The organism is Marinobacter subterrani, from assembly GCF_001045555.1.
Lineage (GTDB): Bacteria > Pseudomonadota > Gammaproteobacteria > Pseudomonadales > Oleiphilaceae > Marinobacter > Marinobacter subterrani.
On record NZ_LFBU01000001.1, the window covers coordinates 249614 to 269135 of the forward strand.

General features: G+C 57.7%; 18 protein-coding genes and 1 pseudogene. 14 read left to right on the forward strand and 5 right to left on the reverse strand.

The window, feature by feature from the left end:
* Positions 1–272: 272 nt before the first annotated feature.
* Positions 273–1197 (reverse strand): annotated as a pseudogene (locus msub_RS01250) (IS110 family transposase).
* Positions 1198–2241: 1044 nt separating this feature from the next.
* On the opposite strand from msub_RS01250, the gene msub_RS22505 reads away from it, so the two are divergent.
* The 5 genes from msub_RS22505 (at position 2242) to msub_RS20900 (ending at position 4744) form a co-directional block, all read left to right on the forward strand.
* Positions 2242–2640 (forward strand): GFA family protein, encoded by a 399-nt coding sequence (locus msub_RS22505; protein ID WP_048494344.1) that lies wholly within the window; start codon positions 2242–2244, stop codon positions 2638–2640.
* Between the two features lie 99 nt (positions 2641–2739).
* Entirely contained in the window at positions 2740–3108 is a 369-nt protein-coding gene (locus msub_RS01265; RefSeq protein WP_048494345.1) for a DUF3703 domain-containing protein, read from the forward strand.
* Positions 3109–3259: 151 nt separating this feature from the next.
* Positions 3260–3541 (forward strand): type II toxin-antitoxin system Phd/YefM family antitoxin, encoded by a 282-nt coding sequence (locus msub_RS20890; RefSeq protein ID WP_082146520.1) that lies wholly within the window; start codon positions 3260–3262, stop codon positions 3539–3541.
* Entirely contained in the window at positions 3538–3840 is a 303-nt protein-coding gene (locus tag msub_RS01275) for a type II toxin-antitoxin system RelE/ParE family toxin (RefSeq protein WP_048494346.1), read from the forward strand. The genes msub_RS20890 and msub_RS01275 overlap by 4 nt, the downstream gene beginning before the upstream one ends.
* Before the next feature lie 592 nt (positions 3841–4432).
* Positions 4433–4744 carry a YkgJ family cysteine cluster protein gene (locus msub_RS20900; protein WP_082146374.1) on the forward strand — a complete coding sequence of 104 codons (312 nt, stop codon included), beginning with the start codon at positions 4433–4435 and terminating at the stop codon, positions 4742–4744.
* On the opposite strand, the gene amrS is transcribed toward msub_RS20900, so the two are convergent.
* A complete protein-coding gene (gene amrS / locus msub_RS01280) occupies positions 4725–5822 on the reverse strand; it encodes an AmmeMemoRadiSam system radical SAM enzyme (RefSeq protein WP_048494347.1) in 1098 nt (365 codons plus the stop codon). The genes msub_RS20900 and amrS overlap by 20 nt on opposite strands.
* Positions 5823–5952: 130 nt before the next feature.
* Here amrS and amrB point away from each other — a divergent pair, with 130 nt between their 5' ends.
* From amrB to msub_RS01300, 4 genes are read left to right on the forward strand one after another with little or no spacing between them, the layout of a single operon-like run.
* Positions 5953–6765, forward strand: coding sequence for an AmmeMemoRadiSam system protein B (gene amrB / locus msub_RS01285; protein WP_048494348.1), 813 nt, complete (start codon positions 5953–5955; stop codon positions 6763–6765).
* The gene (gene amrA, locus msub_RS01290) at positions 6755–7315 is read left to right on the forward strand and encodes an AmmeMemoRadiSam system protein A (protein WP_048494349.1); all 561 of its coding nucleotides are present in this window, start codon (positions 6755–6757) and stop codon (positions 7313–7315) included. Before amrB ends, amrA begins: the two co-directional genes overlap by 11 nt.
* Positions 7316–7334: 19 nt before the next feature.
* Positions 7335–7631: a hypothetical protein gene (locus msub_RS01295; protein WP_048494350.1), complete on the forward strand. Its 297-nt coding sequence runs from the start codon at positions 7335–7337 to the stop codon at positions 7629–7631.
* A 40-nt stretch (positions 7632–7671) separates the two neighbouring features.
* Positions 7672–8397, forward strand: a complete 726-nt coding sequence (locus tag msub_RS01300) for a ZIP family metal transporter (RefSeq protein WP_048494351.1) — start codon at positions 7672–7674, stop codon at positions 8395–8397.
* A gap of 8 nt (positions 8398–8405) precedes the next feature.
* Here msub_RS01300 and ftsH read toward each other — a convergent pair whose 3' ends face one another.
* Genes ftsH through ggt form a run of 3 tightly spaced genes read right to left on the reverse strand, consistent with a single transcriptional unit; the run spans position 8406 to position 12367 of the window.
* Entirely contained in the window at positions 8406–10316 is a 1911-nt protein-coding gene (gene ftsH / locus msub_RS01305; RefSeq protein ID WP_048494352.1) for an ATP-dependent zinc metalloprotease FtsH, read from the reverse strand.
* Positions 10313–10561 carry a YkoF family thiamine/hydroxymethylpyrimidine-binding protein gene (locus msub_RS01310; RefSeq protein ID WP_048494353.1) on the reverse strand — a complete coding sequence of 83 codons (249 nt, stop codon included), beginning with the start codon at positions 10559–10561 and terminating at the stop codon, positions 10313–10315. Before msub_RS01310 ends, ftsH begins: the two co-directional genes overlap by 4 nt.
* A gap of 42 nt (positions 10562–10603) precedes the next feature.
* Entirely contained in the window at positions 10604–12367 is a 1764-nt protein-coding gene (gene ggt / locus msub_RS01315; RefSeq protein ID WP_048494354.1) for a gamma-glutamyltransferase, read from the reverse strand.
* A 143-nt stretch (positions 12368–12510) separates the two neighbouring features.
* Here ggt and purU point away from each other — a divergent pair, with 143 nt between their 5' ends.
* The 5 genes from purU (at position 12511) to hisC (ending at position 19522) form a co-directional block, all read left to right on the forward strand.
* The gene (gene purU / locus msub_RS01320; RefSeq protein WP_048494355.1) at positions 12511–13365 is read left to right on the forward strand and encodes a formyltetrahydrofolate deformylase; all 855 of its coding nucleotides are present in this window, start codon (positions 12511–12513) and stop codon (positions 13363–13365) included.
* 126 nt (positions 13366–13491) lie between these two features.
* The gene (gene gyrA, locus msub_RS01325; protein WP_048494356.1) at positions 13492–16116 is read left to right on the forward strand and encodes a DNA gyrase subunit A; all 2625 of its coding nucleotides are present in this window, start codon (positions 13492–13494) and stop codon (positions 16114–16116) included.
* Positions 16117–16167: 51 nt separating this feature from the next.
* Positions 16168–17250: a 3-phosphoserine/phosphohydroxythreonine transaminase gene (gene serC / locus msub_RS01330; protein ID WP_048494357.1), complete on the forward strand. Its 1083-nt coding sequence runs from the start codon at positions 16168–16170 to the stop codon at positions 17248–17250.
* A gap of 2 nt (positions 17251–17252) precedes the next feature.
* Positions 17253–18350: a prephenate dehydratase gene (gene pheA, locus msub_RS01335; protein WP_048494358.1), complete on the forward strand. Its 1098-nt coding sequence runs from the start codon at positions 17253–17255 to the stop codon at positions 18348–18350.
* A gap of 47 nt (positions 18351–18397) precedes the next feature.
* Positions 18398–19522 (forward strand): histidinol-phosphate transaminase, encoded by a 1125-nt coding sequence (hisC, locus tag msub_RS01340; protein WP_048494359.1) that lies wholly within the window; start codon positions 18398–18400, stop codon positions 19520–19522.

Consider the following 19522-nt stretch of genomic DNA (forward strand, 5'->3'; position numbering starts at 1 on the left):
TCAGGGGCACCAGACATTCATCGGTTAACCGGTCACTGGCACTATTCAAGGTGTCGGGCTGCATAGCTCCAGTTAGTTTCAGGCTCAGGACCGGTGTAAGCGCACTGGCTCATGGTATTAAGGCACGCCCACGGAGTGGCTAATCAAAGCGACTGGCTTCAACGTCGGTGATAGAAGGCCGGTTTGGTATCGAGTACCAGTCAGCGGACACCCGGCTTTCGGTCATCATCCTGTTTGATCCAGTTAGACGTCATGCTCACCCCGTGGCGTGACTAACCCTTCAGGAATCGTTGTTCATCGAAGACCCTCTGATGCTTGAGCATGAAGTAGGCGGCCCGGCCCAGCTTGTGGGCCAGCGCGGACAGCGCCTTGGGCTTGTTCATTCGTTTCTGGAGTTTCTGTAGGTAGCGCTGGGCTTTGTCATTACCTCGCAGGTACAGCACGGCGGCTTCCGAGAACGCCCACTTCAGATGGGCGTTGCCGATCTTGTTGCCCTGAGTGCCGTAGACTTTGCCGGCAAATTCGGCTTTGCACTTGATGAGCCGGGCGTAAGAAGCAAATTTCTGCACTGTCTCAAATCGTTGGATATCGCCGAACACCGATTTCGTAGAGCATCGTCAGGGCGAGGATGCGGCCCACACCAGGAATGGTCCGCAACACACTCAGGGAGGCAGGATCGTGTTCCCGGGCACCGATATTCTTCAGGTTGGCCTTGTTGGGCGGCAGATTGTATTGGCTGGTGGTATTGACCACATGGGCTTTGAGCATGGCCCCGTGCTGGACGATGCGGGTACGCCGGCGTAGCAAGTCGCGTGTGGCCCGCATCTCTTTGGGATAGGTATACGCTAGAGGGAAGTTGCCGCCTTTCATGAGCATGGCGATCTTGAAAGAATCGGTGCGGTCGTTCTTGGTTTTGCCGCCGTGAATGGCTTTCATGTACAGGGCGTGGCCCAGGATAAAATGGATGCCGTGTTCTTCACACAGATCCGAGATCCAGTACCAGCAGTGCATGCATTCGACACCGATCACCAGATCATCACGAAACGGTTCAAGCAGGGCCAGTAGCGGTTCCGGGCGGGCTTTGATTTCCTTGTGCAGCAACACTTCACCCTGCTCGTCGATGATGCAGACATACAGGCTGCGGGCGTGCAGATCGATTCCACAATAATAACGGTGAGTGCTATGGTAAAAGTTCATGAGTCTTCTCCCTTGTAGTGCTTGGTCGCCTTCCAGCTTAGCGGGTAACCGCGAGGCTGGGGAGAAGGCTCAATCAGTATCAAGGCGCATCAATTCGCGGCCTGCGGCCGCCGGACGCCCTTTCCATTGCGGCTGCGCCTCCATTGCAAGGGCGCCGTTGTGCGCTGGCGTTAGGACTGTCTATTCAGAGTGGTATTGCGATCATATGGCTGATACTTGGATTGTTAATCTTCAGCATTACCTGAACCAGGATGGATCCATCGGGATAGAATCGAGTTCTGGTCGACGTTTGGCAGGGCACTTTGCTGCGATCGTACAAGAGACCAGCGGCGACATTGACGGAGAAGGACGTTTCTCAAAGGTGCGATGCCGCAGGAAACCCGGTAGAAAACCGTGTGCCGGTGAGATTGAGAGCTATATTGATCCGGAAGATGATGCAATTGTGTGGCGTTGTCCGGTATGTGGAGACAACGGAGCTATAGGCGGTTGGGCGGGCACGTTGTGGGATCTCTCAGAAGTTGCCACGAGACATTGAGTACGAAGCCCTAACAAGGCGCATCAATACGCGGCCGATGGCCGCCGGACGCCCTTTTCATTGCGGCTGCGCCTCCATTACAAGTGCGCCGTTGTGCGCTGGCGTTAGGCACCAAGTTTGGACACTGATCAGGTAGCTCGAAAAGTCCTTGAAGAACTGCGGAGAAAGGCGGCAGCCAGTGATGATGGCTCAATCTACGGTGAGCGGGACAGAGCGCTCCAGGATATAGACCTCTTGCTTAGCAATCCGTCGACTGATGGCGTAAAGCGCCTGTTGTTGCCGACGGCCAACCTTCAAGAGTTGTCCTTGGAGAATGGGTGGGGTGATGAGTTCAATAAGCTAGCATCTAAACTAGAGTCAGTGCTTGATATTTCCTAGGATTTCGGGCTTCAGTCACCAGATAAAGACTAACAAATCAATCAAGTACGTTCCGGGCCTGACGGCCCTACACCGGACGCCCTTGACAGGGCGCCGCTTATTTTTGGCGTTATACGTAATGTGAGGGTTCGATGACATACTTAACCGGTTCTTGTCTATGTGGAAGCGTAACGATCCGCGTGTCCGATCAGTTTCAGTTTATCGGATACTGTCACTGCTCCGAATGCCAAAAGTGGTCGGGCTCCGCGTTCGCTACAGGCGGTCTTGTCAACTCTGAAGACTTGGTAATTACCTCAGGAAAAGAACTCGTATCTTGTTACCATAAATCCGAGGAAACGGATTTGTGTTTTTGCAGCACCTGCGGTGCGAGCTTATTCTCCGAGAAGCTTAGACTTGGGAAGTATGTGGTTCGGCTGGGCATCCTGGATGACACGCCCACGCAACGACCGGACGTCCACATATTTACGGCGTCGAAGGCTCCGTGGTTTGAGCTTACCGATCAGCTTGAGAAATTCGAGCAGTTGCCATGAAACGCTGGTTACGTATAACACGGCGCTCAACGGGACTGGGTTCCGCTTCGCCCCACCCAACCCGTTAGCTCTACGTTATACCCCTACGAGGAGGTCTTTATGCACCGTACTTTCACAAAGCGAATAGCTTCCTACGTCGAGGTTGAGCTGAAGAATGCTAAGCAGGCAAGGTCAGCCGGTGATCTTCGGCAAGAATTTACCCATCTGGAACGGGCGCATGTGCTTGGACAGGAATCGACGTATTGGCACGTCAAGGTCCATGTGTTGATGCTGGTATCGGCTACTCGTAACGGTTCAGTCCGAGAGGCACTAGGTCAGGTTTTTCGTATTGTTGGCGCTGCGACTAAAACAGCATTCGGGTTGGTACCTCAAGGCAATACTGGCGGAGCTAATGTCAGCCCGTTCAAGAAAATGCCAATAGCGCCGGAGCTGGCCACTTTGATTCAAAGGGCGAAGTCCGGTGTATAACCATACGCGTCACGCGGATGTCCTTTACGCCGCTTCGCTCTGTAAAAGCCACCGGTGCGCTCTGCGTTATGTTTCCAACCTTGATTACCTTGCTTGCCGCCCGGCAATACCGTACTCTTTAATGTACGTTTAAACGTACTTGGGTGATTTTATGTCAAGGGTTCGATTAGATGAAGATATCCGTCCTCTGTCTGAATTTCGTGCAGGGGTGGCCACATTTGTGAAGCAACTCCATGAAAACCGACGTCCTATGGTGCTGACACAAAGAGGTCGCGGCGTTGCCGTACTGGTGGATGTTCACGAGTACGAGAAGATGCAAGAACGTCTGGAAATACTGGAAGAGGTGTATAAGGCGGAAGAACAGATAGCTGCCGGGGATGGTTCTGCGCATGAAGATGCGAAAGCTCGGGTTCTGAGCGGGCTGGCCCAATGAAGATTGTTTGGTCCCTGCTTGCGCTAGAGCGTGTCGAGGATAGAGCTCGGTTTATTGCCGAGGACAATCCAGATGCTGCGGTGCGGTGGGTTGATGATTTATTTGCCGCGGTCGAGCGGTTGGCGGATTTCCCTAAAAGTGGACGTATGGTTCCGGAGGTGGGGTCGCCTCGCATCGGGGAGCTGATGTTTGGAACGTATCGGGTTATTCACAGCGTCAAAGATCAGGTTGATATCCTGACTGTGCGTCGCAGTAGCCAGTTATTGCGGATGTCCGAAATCGGTGATGAAGAAACATAACCAGAGGCTGCACCGCGACCGATTTTCCGCCGCTTCGTGGGTGTGTCATGACGAAAGACTCCGGTCTTTCTTGCTGTACTCAAGATGGGGGGGAGCCCCTCGGCCTCGGTGACCAGGCACCGGAACCAGACCGCCTAATTCGGTATACAGGGAAGTAGTGGTTCCATCGTGTCGCATTTATTATCGTGAGGATGAGCAGCGGGTTCTCGTGCTCTATGTTATGCGAGAGGAGCGGCAGCTTCGTGCGTACATGCTTGGGAGCAGCTAACCAGGCGCGTCACACCTCACTGATCCAGCCTTGATGCCTCTACGGCAGCGCCGTATATTTTGCCATCGGTGATGGCGGGCATCAGACCTGGTCGATTTATATGTCAGGATTGCTTCAAAATGGCCCGGAGAAAATCCGCACTTTGACGGGAGAACGGTTATGGTCGATATAATCCTGGAATCGACGCTCAAATGCCCAAACTGCGGCCACCGCAAAACGGAAACCATGCCCGCCCATCCAGCAAGGCTCAGGGTGCTGTACTCCCGGTCAATAACACATCGCCGTGTAATTGTTTTCCACCCATATTGAGCTGGCTATGTATTCATGACGATTCCCGTTAAAGATCTCACCAATACCGAGATTTCGTGTTCAACTTGCCGGGCTTGTTGCTGCCGGTTGGAAGTCATGATCATTTCTGACACAGGAGTTCCTGAGCGGCACACCGCTTATGACAGGTGGGGTGGCGAAACCATGTTGCGGCTGGAGGATGGTTGGTGTTCTGCGTTAGATCGCCAAACCTTCCTCTGCACAATTTATGAAAACCGGCCCTGGATTTGTCGGGAGTTCGAGATGGGTTCCTATGAGTGCCGTGAGGAAAGGGACGGCTACATGGGAGTCACACCCGATAATCACTGAGCCTGACCGGCTGCCTTCTGGCGCCCCAATGTCCCGGTGGGCCCTCAAAAACGCCGGCACAGGCGCTACCACAGGATTGGCAGTGGCCGTCATCGGTGAGGTTCCAGGTGCTGAGTACGTACCAGTCGCGGCCAATGAGCAGCTCGCCGCAGTTGTGGCAGTATGTGCTGCCGCCTGATGTGTCATGCACATTGCCGGTGTAGGCGTAGCGAACGCCGTTATCCATGGCAATCTGGCGGGCCCGAGTGAGCGTCTCCGGCGGAGTTGGCGGGGTATCCATCATCTTCCAGTCCGGGTGGAATGCAGTGAAGTGCATGGGGACATCCGGCCCCAGTTTCTCCACAACCCATCGGGTCATTTCATTGAGTTCCTGCCCGGAATCGTTTTCGCCCGGAATGAGCAGGGTTGTCAATTCCAGCCATACGCCGGTTTCATGTTTTATATACTCGAGGGTTTCCAGCACCGGCTGCAGGTGCCCGCCGGTCACCTTGTGATAGAAGCGCTCCGTAAAGGCTTTGAGGTCAACGTTGGCGGCATCCATGTAACGGTAGAACTCCCGGCGGGGTTCTTCGGTCACATAGCCGGCGGTTACTGCAACCGAGCGCACGCCAACGTTGCGACAGGCCCTGGCCACATCTATGGCGTATTCGTGGAAGATGACCGGGTCGTTGTAGGTAAAGGCAACACTTTTGCAGCCCAGGCTCCGGGCGGCTCGGGCAATGGCTTCCGGGCTGGCCTGGTCGGCAAGTTCATCGGTTTCCCGGGATTTGGTCATGTCCCAGTTCTGGCAGAACTTACAGGCCAGGTTGCAGCCTGCGGTACCAAACGAGAGAACCGGGGTGCCGGGGAGGAAATGGTTGAGAGGCTTCTTTTCGATGGGGTCTATGCAGTAGCCACTGGAGCGCCCGTAGGTGGTCAGAACCATGGTGTCGTTCAGGCGCCCGCGCACAAAGCAGAGGCCGCGTTGGCCTTCATGGAGTTTGCAGAATCGCGGGCATAGACTGCACTGGATACGGCCATCATCGAGCCAGTGCCAGAATCCGACCTCACGGCCCTGAAGAACCGGTATGTCGCCCACGGTGAGATCCCTCGCAATTTTGCTAACGGAACGCCTCAGATAATCTATAGTTTCCTTATGAGAGCGTGTCAATTTTCTCACAGGCAGGGCGTGCCCGCCGCGAATCGCCCTGTAAAGCAGGTGGCCAGCCATGTCTGCGAACGTACGAAAACCCGCCGTCGCCGGTGTATTCTACCCGGACGATCCTGCCCGGCTGAGAGCCATGGTTGACGGTTTCCTGAACCAGATTCCTGTGGAAGGGCCGGCTCCCAAGGCCATTATTGTTCCCCATGCCGGGTACCAGTTTTCCGGCGCTGTTGCCGCCCGTGCCTATGCCCGGCTTGCGCCGCTTCACGACCGCATTCACAGGGTGGTTCTTCTGGGGCCTTCCCATCGTGTAGCCCTGAAGGGGATTGCCGCGCCGACGGCGGGCTTCTTCGAAACGCCGCTGGGCAATGTGCAGGTGGAGCAGAGCGTGCTGGCAAGGCTTCAGGCGTTGCCTCAGGTTGGCTATCTGGATTCAGCGCACCAGCTCGAGCACAGTCTTGAGGTGCACTTGCCGTTCCTGCAGTCGGTTTTTGACCACTTTACCCTGGTGCCGCTGGTGGTGGGGGAGTGCTCTCCTGAAGCAGTTGCCGAGGTGCTGGAAGCACTCTGGGGAGGTGACGAAACCCTGGTCGTGATCAGTTCGGATCTGAGTCACTACCACAGCTACTCTGTTGCCTGCGAACTGGACAGCACTACCACCAGGCATATCGAGAATCTGGATTATCGCCACATCGGTTATGAAGACGCCTGTGGGCGAAACCCGGTTAATGGCCTGCTGTTTCTGGCAGAGAAGCGAGGCCTGAAAGTAACCACCCTGGATCTTTGCAACTCCGGTGACACCGGTGGGCCGAAGGATCGTGTTGTGGGCTACGGCGCCTATGCCATCACCGAGGCACCGGACAGCCATGTTCAATGATCAGGAGCGAGAGGCTCTTTTGGAGGTGGCCTCTGCTTCCGTTCGTCATGGACTCGGCGGTGGGCAGCGGTTGCCGGTGGAGCCGGAGGAGTACCCGGAGAGGCTGGCAAGGCCTGGGGCCTGTTTTGTCACGCTGACAATCTCTGGCGGTTTGAGGGGCTGCATTGGTTCTCTGGAAGCAAGGCTGCCGCTCATCCAGGACTGTGCCGACAATGCGTTTGCAGCGGCCTTCCGGGACTTCCGCTTTCCTCCGGTTGCGGCACAGGAGCTGGACCTGTTGGAGTATCAGGTGTCGGTTCTGAGTGTGCCTGCGCCCCTGCATTTCGTGTCTGAGGATGATCTGCTCTCGCAGTTGCGCCCGGGCACCGATGGCCTGGTGCTTGAGCAGGGCAGTCGCCGGGCCACGTTTTTGCCGTCGGTCTGGGAGACCCTGCCGGAGCCGCACCAGTTTCTTGGCCATCTGAAGCAAAAAGCAGGGTTCGCGCCGGACTACTGGTCGGACGCTATCAAGGCGTACCGCTATACCGTTGAATCCATCAGGAGGATGTAATGCAGGCGACCGGGTCGTCATGGCTGCGGCAGAGGCCGTCAGGTATTCCCCGCAGCCCGTTACTGTGCTGCTGGACGACAAGGATGCCGATATGCCGCCCGACCGGATAGAGCTGATCAGGCAGGATCTTGGTATTGCCGGCTCAGATTTGCGGATGAGGGCGCTTCCCGTCAAGGATCCTGTTACCATCGCGCAGATTTTACGTCAGGAGAGGGTGACCCAGCTTGTGGTAAGCCGGGATTGCGCGCTGCTTCGGCAGCCTGGCGCCGACGCGTTGCTGGCGGCGCTTGATTTACCGGTAACCATAACGCCCTGAACCCGCCAGATATTTTTCCGACCACCCAGGTGTTTTTTTGATGTTTCTGGATGTTCTCTATGTGATTGGTTTAACCACGCTCGCCGGAGCCTGTATTCCGCTGGGTGGCCTGCTCGCCAGCGTGGAGCGAATCAGCCCGAACTGGCTGGAGCTGGAGTTCCGGCATTTCCTGATCGCTTTTGGGGGCGGGATTCTTCTCGGTGCGGTTTCAGTGGTTCTGATTCCCCAGGGGCAGGAGAGTATGGGCGATTCCCTGTGGGCCATACCGACGATTATCGCGGGCGGCCTGCTGTTCTTTGCGGTGGAGCGCGTGCTCGGCCTGAAGCGTCGGGAGTCGCCTCAACTGATGGGGGTAATGCTGGATTTTGTCCCGGAAGCCACAGCGTTGGGCGGGCTTACGTTGGTAAGCCCGAAAATTGCCTTGCTGATGGCGGTGTTGATTGCGTTGCAGAATCTTCCGGAGGGGTTTAATGCCTACCGGGAGTTATCGAGCCTGCCCGGTTACACCTCCCGAAAAACTCTCGCTTTCATGGGGTGTCTGGTCAGTGCCGGTCCCGCTGCCGGTTTACTGGGTTACTTTTTTCTCTCGGAACAGCCGGTGATTCTTGGTGCCGTTATGCTCGTGGCGTCCGGTGGCATTCTTTATCTGATCTTCCAGGACATTGCCCCGCAGTCACGGCTCGAGCGGCACTGGGGGCCGCCGCTTGGCGCCGTCGCGGGCTACTGCCTCGCTCTGTTCAGCCATGGTCTGGTCACCCATTTCTGAACCGTCGGTCAGGCAATCTTGCGTGCGTCTTCCTTGCGCAGGATTTCCTCAATTTCCTCGCCTGCCAGGGTTTCCTGGTTCAGAACCGCCCTGGTGAGGGCTTCAAGCTGGTCACGGTGTTCGGTCAGAAAATCAAACGTCGCTTTTTCCAGCCCCATCAGCTGTGACTGGATTTCGGCGTCGATCAGCTCAGCCATTTTTTCGCTGAACTCCCTGGGCAGGCCCATTTCCCGGCCCAGGAATACATGCTCTTCGCCAATGCTCAGCCCCAGGGGGCCGATTTTCTCGCTCATGCCCCACTGGCCGATCATCCGGCGAACAAGCGTGGTGGCCTCCTTCAGATCGTTCTGCGCACCGGTACTGACCTCGCCGTAGATCAGCTTTTCCGAACACCGCCCACCGAGCATCACCTTGATGCGGTCTTTCAGATAGCTTTCCGTGTAGGTGTAGTGGTCGTCCTTCGGGGTCTGTTCGGTGACTCCCATGGCCATGCCGTGGGGGATGATGGTGATTTTGGTGAGAGGGTCGGCATTGGGCATGTAGTAGGCCATGATGGCATGGCCGCATTCGTGATAAGCCACGGCTTCCCGCTCCGTCGGGGTGAGCCGGGTGTCTCTTTGCTCGCCAAGGATGATTCTGTCCCGGGCCAGATCAAAGCAGTGGGCGTTGACCTCATGCAGGTTTTCACGGGCTGCGGTCAGGGCGGCCTCGTTCACCAGGTTTTTCAGGTCTGCGCCGGAGAAGCCGATGGTGCGGGAGGCCAGTTGTTCGAGGTTGACATCGTCAGCCAGGGGTACCTTGCGCACGTGCACCTGCAGAATAGCGGTGCGGGCGTCCTTGTGGGGGCGGTCGAGGGTGATCTTACGGTCAAACCGGCCCGGGCGGAGCAGGGCGCTGTCCAGAACATCCGGCCGGTTGGTGGCAGCGAGCACCAGGACATTTTCGTGGGCCTCGAAGCCGTCCATTTCGGTCAGGATCTGGTTCAGCGTCTGTTCGCGCTCGTCGTGCCCGCCGCCCAGGCCGGCGCCCCGGGAGCGGCCGATGGCGTCGAGCTCATCAATGAAAATCAGAGACGGGGCGTCCTTGCGCGCTTCCTGGAACATATCCCGCACCCGGGCGGCACCCACACCCACGAACATCTCAATAAATTCTGACGCGCTGATGCTGTAGAAAGGCACCTCCGCCTCGCCGGCGATGGCACGGGCCAGCAGGGTCTTGCCGGTTCCCGGCGGGCCAACCAGCAACACGCCCTTGGGCATGACGGCGCCCAGGGCCCGGTACTTTTCGGGGGACTTGAGAAAGTCGATAATCTCGGCAATTTCCCGCTTGGCGGACTCAATGCCGGCTACATCATCGAGGGTGGCGGTGGACGTTTCCTTACGCGCCCGCCGGGCCTTCGACCGGCTGAAATTGAACGGGCCACCGCCCTGGGTCATCCGTTTCTGTGCCGCGCCCCAGAACCAGAACATCAGTCCCAGCAACAGGAGCCAGGGCAGAAAGCCACGAATCATTTCCTGCCACCAAGGCAGGCCAGAGGGCGCAGCCCGGATGGTCACCTGATGTTCCTCCAGCAGGTTCAGCAGAGATGGATCCTCCATTGGCGGGCGTATGGTGCGGAACCCCGGGCTGCTAGGCCGGGCGGGGGTGTCAGAGCTCAACGCCGCCGTGCCACTGTCGGTGAACAGGCCGGTAATGGCTTCTTGCCTGAGGGTGACTTCCGCCACCTGGTTGTTCATTACAGCGGCTTTGAACTCCGAGTAGGCCAGTTCCCGAAGCTGGGGCTGGTTTCCGTCCTGAAGCCAGAGTATCGCCAGGAAAATGGCGGCGCTGAGCCACAGGAAGGAGAACTGGTTCGGCATAGCCGGTTGCGGATTGTTGTCCGGCTTGTGCGGATTGCTCGGCCCGTTTGGTGCTGTCATTTCGGTCTCCGGTCGCCCTCCATGATTTTTGCCACGAAGACGGATTTGCCATAAGTCTCGAATGACCACTTCATGGTATCCGAGAGAACCTTCATTACTTCATCGTAGTCGCCAAAAATTTCGGTGCTCATTCGCCCGGGATAGACTTCCAGGCCGGTTTGCTCCAGGCGGGCTATGAGTTCCCGTATTGGCTGTTTGTAGTCTTCTTTCAGGGGATAACAGCTCAGTTGTACAGAAAGATACATAATGCCTCCGTTCAGATCAGTGACTCCGGTCAATTACAATCTTCAGTAGCCCATGGCTGATGAAGTACTTCGTCTTGGGTCGGCTCCTCCGTAAAGAGTGCCATCCTCTCCAATCATAATACTCTGGATGGCGCCCATGGCCGAATTACGCACCACTTTGTGGCCCTGTTGTTCCAGCAGGCGAATGGTGTCCGGGCTGATGCCCTGTTCAATGCGGATTTCATCCGGCAACCATTGGTGGTGTATCCGCGGCACACTCACCGCCGTCTGGATGTTCATGCCATGATCAATCACGTTCATGATCACCTGCAAGGTGGTGGTGATAATCCGCGAGCCGCCGGGGCTGCCTGTTACCAGCACATTTTTGCCATTTTTTTTGACGATGGTGGGCGACATGGAGCTGAGCATGCGCTTGCCGGGCTCAACCTTGTTGGCCTCACCACCAATCAGGCCGTAAGCGTTGGGCACGCCGGGCTTGGCGCTGAAGTCGTCCATTTCATTGTTGAGCAGGAAGCCGGCCCCCTCAACCGTAATGCCGGAGCCATAACTGAAGTTGATGGTGTAGGTGTTCGACACAGCGTTGCCCCACTTGTCCACCACCGAGAAGTGTGTGGTTTCGGGGCTTTCCCAGGGGGCCGGCTGGCCTGGGTTGATATCACTGGCGGGGCGGGCCTTCTGCGGGTCTATGCTTTTCCGGAGTTCTTCGGCGTAGCCCTTGCTGGTCAGGCCCTGCAGCGGTACCTCCACATAGTCCGTGTCACCGAGGTATTTCGAACGGTCGGCGTAAGCCAGCTTCATGGCTTCCGCCATGTGGTGAATTGCAGCGGCTGAATTGTGGCCAAATTCGGCCATCGGGAAACCTTCCAGAATGTTGAGGATCTGGACAATGTGGGTGCCGCCGGAGGAAGGCGGAGACATGGAATAGATATCGTAGCCACGGTAGGTGCCGTGCACCGGAGTGCGAACCACCGGCTGGTAGTTCTTCAGATCCTCAAGGGTAATCAGGCCATCGTGCCGTGCCATTTCTCCTGCAATCAGCTCGGCGGTTTTGCCCTGGTAAAAGCCGCTCACCCCGTTATCCGCAATTCGCTGCAGAGTGGCTGCCAGCTCCGGTTGGCGAAAGCGTTCGCCGGGTTGCCAGGCGCTGCCGTCTTCCTTATAGAAGGTTTTGAGGCTGGCAGGCCAGCGCCCAAGCCGGTCCCGGGCCTGCTCCAGGCCTTCGGTAAAGCGTCGGGGCACGATAAAGCCTTCGCGGGCCAGTTTGATCGCCGGTGCCAGGGCCTGGTCCAGGGAAATGGTGCCGTGACGTTCCAGGGCCAGGGCAAGCCCCGCCACGGTACCGGGTACGCCTGCGGCCAGATGGGTAAACCTGCTGCGATCTTTGACCACGTTTCCGGCTTCATCCTGGAACATGGTTGCGGTGGCCGCCGCCGGGGCCTTTTCCCGGTAATCAATGGCTTCCGGCTCAGAACCGTCACCTCGGGCGATCAGCATGAAACCACCACCACCGATATTGCCCGAGCGGGGCTGGGTAACCGCCAGGGCGAAGCCCGCTGTGACCGCGGCATCCACCGCATTCCCACCGTTCCTGAACACCTCAAGGGCGACTTCAGTGGCGAGCGTGTGACTGGTGGCAACCATGCCCTGCTGGGCGGTAACCGGGTGAAATCGCTCGCCTTCGAGAATGGCTTGTCCGAAGGCCGGCACTGTAAAGATCAGGAAGGTTAGTGCAACTGCAATCGAAAGGCGCTCTGAGCGCCCCCTGGCGAAGTTTTTGGCTGTGCGGTGGTAGAGGCCTCTGTCCATATCTCCATTCCTCGTTTCTGGCGTTCAGATAAGCTATCATAGCCGGTCATTTTCAGAGGTGCGTACCGTTAACCTGCCGGTAACGCCGGTGGTGACTTCCCGAAGCACCTGCTTTCCCGGATTTCAGTTAAGGAAAGGCTTTCATGGAGCATACCTATCGTCTTGTGATTTCCTGCCCCGATCGGGTGGGAATTGTCGCCAAGGTGAGTAATTTTCTGTCGACCTACAACGGCTGGATTACCGAGGCGAGTCACCACTCGGACACCCATACCGGCTGGTTTTTCATGCGACATGAAATCAAGGCCAGGTCGATTCCGTTTGGCCTGGACCAGTTCCGTGCCGCGTTCGAGCCGATTGCCCGTGAGTTCAACATGAACTGGCACATTGCGGATTCGGCCCAGCCAAAGAAAGTCGTGCTGATGTGCAGCAAGGAATCCCACTGCGTGGCGGATCTGCTTTACCGCTGGCACAGCAAGGAAATTAACGCCGAGATTGTGGCCGTGATTTCCAACCACGACGACCTTCGCCGAATGGTGGAATGGCACGAGATTCCCTACCACTATGTGCCGGTCAGCAAGGAAAACAAGGCGGACGCCTTTGCCCATATCGAGGACCTTTTCCACAAATACGAAGCCGATGTGGTGGTGCTGGCCCGCTACATGCAAATCCTGCCGGCGGAGCTGTGTGAAAAGTACTCCGGCAAGGTGATCAATATCCATCACAGCTTCCTGCCGTCGTTTGCCGGGGCCCGCCCGTATCACCAGGCCTACAGCCGCGGTGTAAAGCTGATTGGCGCCACATGCCACTACGTGACCCAGGATCTCGACGAGGGGCCGATTATCGAGCAGGACGTTATCCGGATTACCCACAGCGACTCTATCGAGGATATGGTCCGCCTGGGCAAGGATGTGGAAAAGAACGTGCTGGCCCGCGGCCTGCGCTCGCACATCGAAGACCGGGTGATTACCTACGAAAACAAGACAGTGGTGTTTGATTAAGGCCGCCTCACAGTTGCCCCGGACAGGGTGTGACTGTGGTAGACTTGTCGGCTTGTTGAAGAATAACTATGGGGCCCGGAAACGGCCCTGATACGACTTCCAGATAACGCAAAGGAACCTTTCTCGATGGGTGAGTTAGCCAAAGAGATCCTGCCGGTCAATATTGAAGATGAGTTAAAACAGTCCTACCTCGATTACGCCATGAGCGTTATTGTCGGGCGGGCGCTTCCGGATGTGAGGGATGGCCTCAAGCCGGTGCATCGCCGTGTTCTGTTCGCCATGTCCGAACTGAACAATGACTGGAACAAGGCCTACAAGAAATCCGCCCGTGTGGTGGGTGATGTTATCGGTAAATATCACCCCCACGGTGACTCTGCGGTTTACGACACCATCGTACGCATGGCCCAGCCATTCTCCCTGCGCTACCCGCTGGTGGATGGCCAGGGTAACTTCGGTTCCATCGACGGTGATAACGCAGCCGCGATGCGTTACACCGAGATCCGCATGGAGAAGATTGCGCACTCCCTGCTGGCGGATCTGGACAAGGAAACCGTCGATTTCGTTGATAACTATGACGGCACCGAGCGGATTCCCGAGGTTCTGCCCACGCGGGTACCCAACCTGCTGGTAAATGGTTCCTCCGGTATCGCCGTGGGTATGGCCACTAACATTCCGCCCCACAACCTGACGGAAGTGGTTAACGGCTGCCTGGCGCTGATTGATAACCCGGATCTTACCGTGGATGAGCTGATGGAGTTCATTCCGGGCCCGGACTTCCCGACTGAGGGCATCATCAATGGCCGCGCCGGCATCGTCGAGGCCTATCGCACGGGCCGTGGCCGCATCTATATTCGTGCCCGCCACGAAGTCGAGCACGACAACAAGACCAATCGCGACGCGGTCATCATCACCGAGCTGCCGTATCAGCTCAACAAGGCGCGCCTGATTGAAAAAATCGCCGAGCTGGTAAAGGAAAAGCGCCTGGAGGGCATTACCGAACTCCGGGACGAATCCAACAAGGAAGGTATCCGGGTGGTGATCGAGCTGCGTCGGGGTGAGAACCCGGATGTGGTGGTCAATAACCTGTTTGCCCATACCCAGTTGCAGACCGTATTTGGCATTAACATGGTTGCGCTGATCAATGGCGAGCCGAAAACCCTGAACCTGAAGCAGATGCTGGATGCGTTCGTGCGCCACCGCCGTGAAGTGGTAACTCGCCGAACCATTTATGAGCTGCGCAAGGCCCGTGAGCGCGGCCATATTCTTGAAGGTCTCACGGTTGCCCTGGCCAATATTGATGAGATGATCGAGCTGATCAAGGCCTCGCCCAGCTCGGTGGAAGCGAAAGAAAAGCTGATGGCCAAGGGCTGGGCGCCGGGCGATGTCCTGGCCATGCTGGAGCGCGCAGGCGAAGATGCCTGCCGCCCGGACGACCTGCCGGAAATCTATGGCCTACGTAACGGTCTGTATTACCTGTCTCCCGAACAGACCCAGGCGATTCTGGATATGCGTCTGCATCGCCTGACCGGGCTGGAAACCGAGAAGCTTCAGAATGAGTACAAGGATATTCTGGAAAAGATCGCCGGCCTGCTGGAAATCCTGGCCGATCCGGACCGCCTGATGCAGGTGATTCGTGAAGAGCTGGAAGCGGTTGTGACCGAGTTTGGTGACGAGCGCCGTACCGAGATCACCAGCTCCCAGCGTGATCTGACCATTGCGGATCTGATTGATGAAGAAGACCTGGTGGTGACCATTTCCCACAGTGGTTACGCCAAGACCCAGGCCGTGGAAGACTACCAGGCCCAGCGCCGGGGTGGCCGGGGCAAGGCGGCGACATCGATGAAGGATGAAGACTTCGTCGAGAAGTTGCTGGTGGCCAATTCCCACGACACCATCCTGTGTTTCTCCAACCGGGGCAAGGTCTATTGGTTGCGGGTATTCGAGATCCCCCGCGCGAGCCGGGCTTCCCGCGGTCGTCCGATGGTCAACATCCTGCCGCTGGAAGAAAATGAGCGTATCACCACCTTCCTGCCGGTGCGTGACTACCCGGAAAACCAGTTTGTACTGATGGCCACCTCCGCCGGTGTCGTCAAGAAGACTCCGTTGCCGAACTTCTCGCGTCCTCGCAGCAGCGGCCTGATAGCCCTGTCCCTGGACGAAGGCGATACCCTCATCGGCGCTGCTATCACCGAGGGCGACGCCGAAATTATGCTGTTCTCAAGTGCCGGCAAGGCCGTGCGCTTCAGTGAGGAGGCGGTACGCCCGCTGAGCCGGACCGCCCGTGGTGTTCGGGGTATCCGGATGCCGGAAGGCCATCATGTGGTGTCGCTGATCATTCCGCAGCAGGGTGGTGTGATTCTGACCGCCAGCGAGAACGGCTACGGCAAGCGGACCGCCATTGACGAGTTCCCCACCTACAGTCGTGGCAGTCAGGGTGTTATTGCCATGCAGTGCTCTGAGCGGAACGGCAACCTGGTAACCGCGCTTCAACTGTTTGATGGCGATGAGATGATGCTGATATCCGACAAAGGCACGCTGGTACGCACCCGTACGGATGAGGTTTCCGTGCTGAGCCGGAACACCCAGGGCGTCCGCCTGATTAAACTCAGCCAGGAAGATGAGCGGCTGGTGGGTGTTGAGCGGATTGCCGAAACCGACGATGACGAACTCGACGGTGAGGAGCCAGGCGACGCGCCAGCAGACATTGGCCCGGAAGATGGTAGCGAAGGTGAGGGTGCCGGCGAAGAATAAGCCGGCACCACCGTCCGACAGATTCAGCAAGACTTGAGAGATTACAGCAACATGAGCAGGGCGTATAACTTTTGTGCAGGTCCGGCAACGATGCCGGAAAGCGTGCTTCGTCAGGCGCGGGATGAAATGCTCGACTGGCGCGGCACCGGCATGTCGGTGATGGAGATGAGCCATCGCAGCGACGATTTTGTCGAGATTGCCGAAACTGCAGAAAACGATCTGCGTGAGCTGGCTGGCGTGTCGGACGATTACGCCGTGCTTTTCATGCAGGGCGGGGCGTCCAGCCAGTTCTCCACCATTCCTCTGAACCTGCTGGGTGACAAGAGTTCGGCAGACTATGTGAATACGGGGATCTGGTCCAAGAAGGCCATTGCCGAAGCCAGCCGTTATGGCGAGGTAAATGTGGTGGCCAGCTCGGAGGACAGTGGTTTTACCACGATTCCCGATCAGTCCTCCTGGCAGACCAGTGCTGATGCGGCTTACCTGCACTACACGCCGAACGAAACCATCGGTGGCCTCGAGTTCGATTTCATCCCGGACAGCCCGGCGGTCCCGCTGGTGGCGGATATGTCTTCCACCATGCTCTCGCGCCCGGTCGATGTGTCGAAGTTCGGCCTGATCTACGCCGGTGCCCAGAAGAACATCGGCCCCTCCGGTCTGGTTGTGGTGATCATTCGCAAGGACCTGCTCGGCAAGGCCCGCAGGGAGACCCCAACCATGATGAACTATCAGGTGATCGCCGATAACGGGTCCATGTACAACACGCCAGCGACCTATTCCTGGTACCTGGCAGGCCTGACCTTCCAGTGGCTTAAAGCCCAGGGCGGGGTGAAGGCGATGGGGGAGGTGAACCGGCGCAAGGCCAGTAAGCTGTATGGCTTCATCGATGCCAACGACTTCTATGCCAACCCCATAGACCCGCGTTTCCGGTCCTGGATGAACGTGCCGTTCACCCTGGCAGACGATGCCCTGAACGGTGAATTTCTCAAGGGGGCCAATGCCCGGGGTCTGCTGAACCTGGCCGGCCATCGCTCGGTAGGTGGTATGCGTGCGAGTATCTACAACGCCATGCCCGAAGCTGGTGTGGATGCGCTGATTCAGTACATGACGGAATTTGCGAAGGAGCGTGGCTGAGCATGAGTGATGAGCAGGTCCGGCTCGGAGAGCTGAGGGACGAGATTGATCAGATTGACCAGAAGATCATGGACCTGATCAGCGCCCGGGCTTCCCGTGCCCAGGAAGTGGCCCACGTTAAAACGACGGCCAATCCGGGGAAGGATGTGTTTTTCTATCGCCCCGAGCGGGAAGCTCAGGTGTTGCGCCGCATCAAGGAGCAGAATCCCGGGCCCTTGTCCGGTGAAGAAATGGCGCGCCTGTTCCGGGAGATCATGTCGGCCTGCCTGGCGCTGGAAAAGCCCATGCACATTGCTTTCCTCGGGCCGATGGGCACCTTTACCCAGGCCGCCGCACTCAAGCATTTTGGCCATTCGGTTGTCAGCGTGCCGCTGCCTGCCATTGATGCAGTATTTCGTGAAGTGGAATCCGGTGCCGCCCACTACGGTGTGGTGCCGGTAGAGAACTCCACCGAGGGTATGATCAATCACACACTCGATATGTTCATGTCCTCGCCCCTGAAAATCTGCGGCGAGGTGCAGCTGAGGATTCACCATCACCTGCTGGTGTCGCCAAAGCACAGAGATGAGGAAATCACCCGGATTTACTCTCACCAGCAGTCCTTCGCCCAGTGTCGCCAATGGCTGGACACCCATCGCTACGGCGTTGAGCGGGTTACAGTGTCCAGCAATGCGGAAGCGGCCCGGCGCGCCGCTTCCGAGCCGGGAACAGCCGCCATCGCCGGTGATATGGCCGCCGAACTGTATGGCCTGGAAAAGCTGGCCAACAGCATTGAGGACCGCCCGGACAATACCACCCGTTTCCTTATCATTGGCCGGGAAGAGGTTCCTGCAAGCGGCCACGACAAGTCCTCTATTCTGGTGTCCATGCGCAACAAGCCCGGGGCGCTGTATCAGTTGCTGGAGCCGTTTCACCGTCACGGGCTCAGCCTGACCCGCATCGAAACCCGGCCGTCGCCGACCGGCACCTGGGCCTATGTCTTCTACATTGATTTTGAAGGGCATATGGAGGATGAGCAGGTGCGCACGGTTCTCGCAGAGGTGGATGACGAAGCCGTTGAACTCAAGCGGTTGGGTTCCTACCCGATTGGCGTTCTTTGAGCAGTGCCGGCTGGTGGTATTTGAACAGACAGTGTTGAGGATGATGTATGGCCATTGATTATCAGAGTCTGGCGGTCCGGGGTGTGCAGGCGCTTTCGCCCTACCAGCCGGGCAAGCCGATTGACGAGCTGGCCCGGGAGCTCGGGCTGAATCCGGCTGAAATCATCAAGCTTGCCAGTAATGAAAATCCGCTTGGACCAAGCGAAAAGGCGCTTTCAGCCGCCCGCGAGGCATTGTCGGAACTCTGCCTCTACCCGGACGGCAACGGCTTCAATCTGAAGCAGGCGCTGTCCAGACGTCTGGGTGTCGGGATGGATCAGATCACCCTCGGCAATGGCTCCAACGATGTTCTGGAAGTCATTGCCCGGTGTTTCGCCGATGCGGATTCCGAGGTTATTTTCTCCCAGTACGCCTTCGCCGTGTACCCCCTGGTGACCCAGGCGATCGGCGCAAAGGGTGTCTCCGTACCTGCCCGTGACTGGGGCCATGACCTGGATGCCATGGCCGCCGCGGTAACTGACCGTACCCGCCTGGTGTTTGTTGCCAACCCGAACAATCCTACCGGTACCGTGCACAAAGCCGGTGCCATTGAGGCGTTTCTGGAAAAGATTCCGGCAAATGTGCTGGTGGTTCTTGATGAGGCTTACTGCGAATACCTGACTGGCAGCGACTACCCGGACGGTGTTGAGCTGCTGGCCCGGTTCCCGAACCTGATTGTGTGCCGGACCTTTTCCAAGGCCTGGGGGCTGGCGGCCTTGCGGGTAGGCTACAGCGTCTGCTCGCCCGCCATCGCCGATATCCTGAACCGGGTGCGTCAGCCCTTTAACGTCGATACGGTGGCCCTTTCGGCGGCGACCGCAGTGCTGGATGACGAAGATTACCTGCAGCGCTCCCGGGATGTGAACAGCGCCGGCCTGCGTCAGCTTGACCAGGCATTTGATCGCATGGGGCTGCGCTACATCCCCTCGGCCGGCAATTTTATCGCGGTAGAAGTGGGAGAGAATGCCATGGGCGTTTACCAGGCGCTGCTGGCGCACGGCGTCATCGTTCGTCCGGTTGCCGGATACGGCATGCCCCGTCACCTCCGGGTCTCGGTAGGGCTTCCGGCAGAGAACGAACGGTTTATCGGCGCGCTTACCAAGGCACTGACATCGTCGGGGCTGAGCGACTGA